This window comes from Streptomyces sp. SID11385 (genome assembly GCF_010548245.1).
Lineage (GTDB): Bacteria > Actinomycetota > Actinomycetes > Streptomycetales > Streptomycetaceae > Streptomyces.
The window spans coordinates 1-6620 of the sequence record NZ_JAAGLR010000005.1 but is presented as its reverse complement, the minus strand read 5'-3'; the positions used below and the strand labels follow the sequence as shown (position 1 = coordinate 6620).

General features: G+C 68.9%; 9 protein-coding genes and 1 pseudogene. 7 read left to right on the top strand and 3 right to left on the bottom strand.

What is annotated here, in order from left to right:
* Positions 1-279 (bottom strand): hypothetical protein (locus G3I42_RS00575; protein ID WP_164281888.1); only part of this gene is annotated, 279 nt, incomplete at its 3' end.
* A 370-nt stretch (positions 280-649) separates the two neighbouring features.
* Here G3I42_RS00575 and G3I42_RS00570 point away from each other — a divergent pair.
* The 4 genes from G3I42_RS00570 to G3I42_RS37280 all read left to right on the top strand — a co-directional run bounded on the left by G3I42_RS00570 (position 650) and on the right by G3I42_RS37280 (position 2703).
* Positions 650-1060 carry a hypothetical protein gene (locus G3I42_RS00570; RefSeq protein WP_164281887.1) on the top strand — a complete coding sequence of 137 codons (411 nt, stop codon included), beginning with the start codon at positions 650-652 and terminating at the stop codon, positions 1058-1060.
* 236 nt (positions 1061-1296) lie between these two features.
* Complete coding sequence (locus G3I42_RS00565) at positions 1297-1887, top strand: phage tail protein (RefSeq protein WP_164281886.1); 591 nt, start codon at positions 1297-1299, stop codon at positions 1885-1887.
* Positions 1888-1993: 106 nt separating this feature from the next.
* Complete coding sequence (locus G3I42_RS00560; protein WP_164281885.1) at positions 1994-2284, top strand: hypothetical protein; 291 nt, start codon at positions 1994-1996, stop codon at positions 2282-2284.
* The gene (locus G3I42_RS37280; RefSeq protein WP_164281889.1) at positions 2281-2703 is read left to right on the top strand and encodes a hypothetical protein; all 423 of its coding nucleotides are present in this window, start codon (positions 2281-2283) and stop codon (positions 2701-2703) included. The genes G3I42_RS00560 and G3I42_RS37280 overlap by 4 nt, the downstream gene beginning before the upstream one ends.
* 449 nt (positions 2704-3152) lie before the next feature.
* Here the strand turns inward: G3I42_RS37280 and G3I42_RS00550 are convergent, their stop codons facing one another.
* Positions 3153-3491, bottom strand: coding sequence for a hypothetical protein (locus G3I42_RS00550; protein WP_164281884.1), 339 nt, complete (start codon positions 3489-3491; stop codon positions 3153-3155).
* A gap of 498 nt (positions 3492-3989) precedes the next feature.
* Positions 3990-4397 carry a hypothetical protein gene (locus tag G3I42_RS00545; protein ID WP_164281883.1) on the bottom strand — a complete coding sequence of 136 codons (408 nt, stop codon included), beginning with the start codon at positions 4395-4397 and terminating at the stop codon, positions 3990-3992.
* A gap of 105 nt (positions 4398-4502) precedes the next feature.
* Between G3I42_RS00545 and G3I42_RS00540 the strand changes: the two genes are divergently transcribed.
* The 3 genes and pseudogenes from G3I42_RS00540 to G3I42_RS00530 all read left to right on the top strand — a co-directional run.
* Positions 4503-5135 (top strand): hypothetical protein, encoded by a 633-nt coding sequence (locus G3I42_RS00540; protein WP_164281882.1) that lies wholly within the window; start codon positions 4503-4505, stop codon positions 5133-5135.
* 87 nt (positions 5136-5222) lie between these two features.
* Complete coding sequence (locus G3I42_RS00535) at positions 5223-6416, top strand: phage tail protein (RefSeq protein WP_164281881.1); 1194 nt, start codon at positions 5223-5225, stop codon at positions 6414-6416.
* Positions 6413-6620: pseudogene (locus G3I42_RS00530) on the top strand (hypothetical protein); the annotation flags it as partial. The gene G3I42_RS00535 and the pseudogene G3I42_RS00530, both read left to right, overlap by 4 nt.

Below are 6620 nucleotides of genomic sequence, written 5' to 3'. Positions count from 1 at the left end.
GGGGCCGGGGGCCGCCGCCGTGCCGCGGGGGCCCGCTCCGGCCGCGCGCAAGGGTCTCGCGGGGGCCGGCGCTCTCGTGGCCATCGCCTCCTGCCACCCCGTGGAGAAGCCGCGCAGCTCCGCGTCCCCCACGATTCTCGCCCCCATCTCGCCGACGACCGCCGCGAGAGTACGGGCCGTCTCGACGTTGTACTTGCCGGTGCGCGCCGACTCCACGGCGACCGCGACCGCCGCCGCCGTCACATCCGCGAGCTGTTCCCGCGCTCCCCCGGTCACCACGATCGTTCACCGCCGGTGACCGGCCTCCGTTCGCCGTTCCTCGTCACGAACCCACCGTCCTTACGCCTGCGGCCATGACGCCGCACTTCGCAGCCGTTCGAATCAATGTTCGAATCGAGCGTTCAGCGTAACGCAGGCGCCGGGCGAACGTCTGTCATATGACGCGGCGACACTCCGCGACCACCGCGACGCCCCTCGCGGCACGAAGTTGGTTGCGCGCACGCAATTGATGAATCACTATGGGTGCAGCGGCGGAGCTGTGCCCACCTCCCTCCGGGGGCCCGGCTCCGCCGCTGTCGTGTCCCGCGTCCGTACGGGCCCGCGCCGGGACTCCTTCTGTCCCCGGCCCGTACTCGATAGGAGTCACCCCATGCCCACTTCCGCGCCGGGGTCCTTCCCCGACGTCCAGGCGATCGTGCGGGACCTGCTCAAGAAGCGGCCCGAGGTCGCCGAGGCGTACGTGGACGACGCCCCGCCGGACGGTTTCGACGGCACCCAGCTCGCCGTCCTCGTCTCGCGGATGGGCGGCGCCTGGGTCGACGACCTGCACGTCGACCAGCCGCTCATCCAGCTGGAGGTCTACGGCCCGACGAAGTCCGAGGCCCACGCGCTCGCCAACGCGGCTCGCGCCACGCTGCTCGCCGCGACCGGCACCGTCTACGGCACCTCGTTCATCGGCGAGGTGATCGAGGAGGACGGCCCGCGCTGGCTGCCCGACTACATCTACGCGGGCGCCAACCGCTACGTGTGCATCCTGCGGATGGCCGTCCGCACGGACTGAGCGCGACGCGCGCGGACTGAGCGCGACGCGTACGGACTGAACGTGACGCGTACGGACGGAACGCGGCCCACGCGGCCGGTACGAGCCGGGCGCCGCGATACACGGCCGTACGCGCCGCATCGCCCCCTGAACCGGGCCCCGCCGACCCCTCGGCGGGGCCCTCGCCGTACCCGCCCCGGGATACGGCCGCCCCCGCTTCGGCGGGGGCACTCCACCCCTCGAAAGGAAGCCAGCACATGGCCGGTAACAACTCCTCCGAGATCCGCATCGCCGGTACGGGCCGCATCCTCGTGGCCCCGGCCGGCACGCCCGCGCCGACCGAGTTCTCCGCCGACCCGGCGGCGGACTGGGACAGCAAGGTGTGGCGCGACCTCGGGTACACCTCCACCGACGGCGTGACCTTCTCCAAGAAGGACAAGCTCGACCCGGTGGAGACCTGGCAGGCGGTGAGCCCGGCGCGGTTCGTCTACTCGGACCGCGACCTGACGCTCAAGTTCGCCATGCTCCAGTTCAACGAGGACACGCTGCCGTTCTTCATGGGCGGCGACATCGTCAGCCCCGTCACCGAGAACCCTGGTGTCTTCACCTACGACGTGCCGGACGGCCCGCAGTTCGACGAGCGCGCCCTCGGCCTGGAGTTCCACGACGGCGCGGAGATCACGTACCGCTTCGTCATCCCGCGCGGCCAGGTGACGGCCTCGGACGACATCAAGCTCGTCCGCAAGTCCGCCGCCACGCTCGGTGTCACCTTCACCGCGCTCTCCTCGGGCGAGACCCAGCCGCTGGCGACCTTCGTCATGAAGGACCCGTCCTTCGCCACGGCCTGACCCGCCCGCCCCGGCCGGGGCACCCCAGGGGGTGCCGGTCCCCGCGAAGGGCCCGGCACCCCCGTACCCCCACTGAACCCACCAACTCACCCTGAACGGAGACCTCATGGCCCCCTTCGACGTCAACGCCGCCCGTGCCCAGCGCAGGGAGGCGGTCGGCAACGACTGGACCTTCACGCTCGACGGCGAGACCTTCCGGCTGCCGACCGAGCTGAGCCGGGCGACCGCGCGCGGGCTGCGCGCGCTCGACGACAACGACGTGGACGGACTGCTCGAACTCCTTCTCGGCAAGGAGCAGTTCGCGCGCTTCGCGCGGATCGACCTCACGATGCAGGACATCGCGGCGATCCTCGACGCCTACGGCAAGGAGACCGGGCTCGGCCTGGGGGAAGACTGAGCCTCGACGCGTTCGCCGAAGAACACGCCGAGGCTCTTGAAGCCGATCTTCTCCGCCACTTCGGGCTCGACCTCCTCGACTGGCACCGGGACGAGCGCTCCCGCCTCTCCTCGCGCCGCCTCGCCCTCCTGATCCGCCACCTCCCGCGCGACAGCGCGACGGTGCGGGCGACGGAGGGCGAAGCGGCCGAGTGGTCGGTCACCGACTACCTGCTGGCGGCGGTCGTCGACCACCTGGCCGCCGCGAACTGGATGTTCTCCCTCGTCAACAGCGACGGCGAGTCCGAACAACCCGACATGCCCGAACCGGTCCCGAGGCCGGGACAGGCGGGCACGACAGCGGAGGCGCCCGCTTCCCTCACCCCCGATTCCCCCGAACCGCTGCCCGCACCGCACGAGTTGAGCAGCTTCTTCCGCTGACAGGCGTAGCGGGGCCGTGCCGGTCCGGGCGCTCAGCTCACCAGCAGCACGATCGACAGGACGAGCGACGCCGCGGCCACCTTCCACATGCTCCGGAGCCATTTTCCGGACGCGTGCGGGATTGCGGGGCATGTCCTCGGTGAAGCACCACCGCTGGGAGTCCTCCGGGTCGTAGACCACCGGCTTGTTCTCCGAGGGTTCCGACGACCGGCTGGTCGACCACACCGTGACCGTCCCGGCCTCTCCCCGCAGGTCGAAGGCCCACTCGACACGGAACTTCCGCCAGGACCGAACGCGGCGCACCTCCCACGCGAGAGTGTATTTTCCCCGTTCCGGCGAGGAGACCTGCTCGTCCCGGGATGCCCGTCGCCAAAAGTGACGGTGAACCCCGGACGCCCTCCGCACCCCCCTTCGGAACCGGACGGTCTCCTCGGCTGAGCCGGCCGGGGTCAGAGCGTGTCGATCCACCCGCCCACCAGGACGAGGAGGCCGAAGGCTCCGAAGGAGAGGATGAGCGGCTTGGAGGGGAAGCGAGGCGCGCGACCACGCAGGTACATGAGGTGCTTCCGGTCCGGGTCGACGGTGACCTTCACCGGCTGCCCCACCGAGAAGCGCACGTCGCGGGCGTAGATGATCCCGCTGTAAAGCCTGCCCTCGTGGACCGTCTTCTCCAGATGGAAACCCGTCTCTCCCCGCCTCCGCCCCGGCACATAACCCGCGAGCGACAACTCCATATCGACGCGACGCCGCAAATAGCGCACATCGACCACCACTCCCGCCGCTGCCACCGCGAAAAGGGCGACAGAGATACAGATAGCAGCGATAAACATATCCAACCACCTGAACCCTGACACACCGAAGCATGGAGAACTATTCGCCGCATCGGTCGGCAGGCCGGGCGGACAGGAGGTGAGCATACGGGCCCGGTGACGATACGGGGCTCCGACGGATAAAACCGCCACCGCCGTCCTCTCCACGAAGGCAGACGCGGAAAACAAGCTGAAGAGTGGTGCGGGGCAGGAGGAATTCACGATCCTCGAAGCCGAGCGAGGAAAGGCATCGAAGCGTCCGCGTCGCCCATCGCAGCAGCAGCCGTCGAGGCCGCGCGCCCGCCCCGCCTCGGCGGCCAGCACTGCGGACGCGCCGAGCGGCGACCAGGACGAGACCTTCGCGAGGGGCCCTTCACCGGCACACCACACCAGCCGGCAGTCCGCCCCGGCGGATACCCCGTCAGCGGAAATTCCAGCCGGCGGAAACACGAAGCGAAGCAATATGCACAGGGGCGATCAGCCGGAGAAAGTGACCCACGTCAGGAGGAGTACGACCAGGCCGATCGGTGAGATGAAGAGCACGCCTTTCCAGGCGTCGAGCCCGGAACGCTCCTCGGCGAGCACGACGTCACCCGTGTCTTGCGGGTCGTAGGAGAGAGTGACCGGGTCGCCCACGGCGAAGGCCGGGGTCTTCTGGGTCAGGAAACGCGCGAACCGTGCGTCGCTGTCGAGTTCGAACATGCAATGACTCGCACCGTCCGCCAGCGGCGTGATCAGGACACAGTGACCGGGGCCGACGGTCCTGCGCCTTCCCTTGATCATCTCGCGGGCTGACACCCAGGCACCGATCGCGACCCAGATGAGGCCGATCGAATAGGCCCACGGACTGCCGCCCGCGTTCAGCGCCAGCAACTGACCGTCCAAAGTCGCACTCCGATTCCTCCCAGACCTGCGGAAGGCACTTTAGGTCACCGCTGAATGAGACGTCAAAGCGAAATGAAATGATTCGACCGAATTGAGCGCGATGTCATGTCAGGTCAGGAAGAACTCCAGGATCTTCAGAAACAGGTAGCCGACCTCAAGAAGGAGGTGGAAAAAAAGGAGGATTCACATGCCACGGCGGAGGGTCCGCAGGGACTGGAATTCGACAAGGAGGAGTGGGGGCTCAAGTGGAGCGACTACCTGGCGGTCATTGCGACCACCAAAGCCCTCACCCTCATAAAGTTCGAACTTCCCGCCCTCCTGGATATCGGGAAGATAATCGAAACCGGGCTGGAGAAGCTGACCGGGAGAAGCCGGGGTGACTGGGGCTGGCTCTTCGGGAAGCGAAGGCAGGAAGACCCGCTCGAAGTCATCGCCCGGACGCGACGAGAAATCGAACAGAAAATTACGGGGCACGAGACGAAGCTCACCGAACACACCACCAAGCTGGGTGAGCTGAACGAACTGCCGAACAAGCTGCAGCGCATCACCACGCGCGTACGCACTGTGGAAGAGCTCGTGGAACTCACCCGCGAACAGGCGCGCGAGAACCGGTTCGCCACGCAGCAGCGGCTACGGGCGGCGAACACCGTCGCGCGCGAAGCGCCGGCTGACGATGCGGAGCGGCTGCGGCAACTGGAGCAGCGGGTGTCGCGGCTCGTGGGGGCGCTCGGGGCCTGACCCGCCCGGCACCGCGCCTGTCCTGTCTGCTCCCACGGTCCCGGCCCAACTCCTTTCCGCCCGCCCACCCTCCCCTGGAGCCACGCCATGTCCCTCGTCCAGTCCCTGGGAAAGGCCGCGACCTCGCTGCGGTCCTTCTCCACCCAGCTCGGTACCGCCGACCGGGCCGCCGGCGCTTTGCGCCGGAGCGCGACCTCCGGCGGCACCGGTCTCCGTTCCCTCAAGTCCTCCGCCACCCAGTCCGCCAAAGAACTCAACTCCCTCAAGTCCGCCGCCGACAAGGCCGAGAAATCCGTCACGAAGGCCGGGAAGGCGGGCCAGAAGGGCGGGACCGCGATCGGGAAGTTCCAGTCCGGGGCGGCCAAGGCGGACAAGGGGATGAAGGGGCTCAACAAGTCGATGAAGGGGAACCTCATCGGCGTGCTGATGGCCCTGCTCGCGCCCCTCATCGCCAAGGTCGTCGAGATGGCGAGCCAGTCGAAGACGATGCAGAAGGTCCTCGGCACCGCCTTCAACGCCATCCGCACCGTCATCAGCGCCGTCATGAAGGCCGTCGGCCCGATCATGAAGGCGGCAGGCGACCTCATGAAGAAAGTGTGGAACGGCATCAGGACCGCCGTCTCCACCGTCGTCAAGGCCGTCGCCACCGTCGTCAAGACGTACTTCACCCTCTGGAAGACCGTCATCACGACGGCGATGAAGGCCATCAAGAGCGTCGTCACGTCCGTCTGGAACGGCGTGAAGGCCGTCATCTCGCCGGTCGTGAACTGGATACGCAACACCGTCCCGGCCGCGTTCACCGCCGTGCGCAGCAAGCTCTCCAGCGCCTGGAGCGGCCTCAAGTCGATCGCGAGCAACGCCTTCGGCGCCATCAAGGGCGCGGTCAGCGGGCCGCTCAACGCCGTGATCGGGCTCATCAACTCGGCGATCGGCCGCCTCAACGGCATCCACGTCTCGGTCCCCGGCTGGGTGCCCGTCGTCGGCGGCAAGTCCTTCGGCATCCACCTCCCGACGATCCCGCGCCTCGCCCAGGGCGGCATCGTCCAGCCCCGCTCCGGCGGCGTCCACACGATCCTCGCCGAGGCCGGTGAGGCCGAGGCCGTCCTGCCGCTCTCCAAGCTGAGCCGGCTGCTCGGCCACTCGACCCGCGCCGGGGTCCTCGGCACCGGCGCGGCGGCGAGCGACGGCGGCTTCTACATCGAGCAGTACTACGAGGCGAACACCGGGAGTCTCCAGGACACCGCCTCGGCGCTGCTGTTCCTGTCGAAGGCACGCGGATGACGCGCCCCGTCGCCGACCCGCTCGCGGGCGTCGCGGGCCCTCTCGGCTCCTTCCTCGGCGCCGCCGCCACCGCTGACGGCGCGGCCCAGCGTCTGACGGCCGCGCTGACCCGGACGAGCGCCTCGGTCGAGGCCGTACGGGCCAGGGCGAACGAGGCGGCGAGCGGGGTGCGTGCCGTCGCCGCGCCCGCCACCAGGTCCGCGG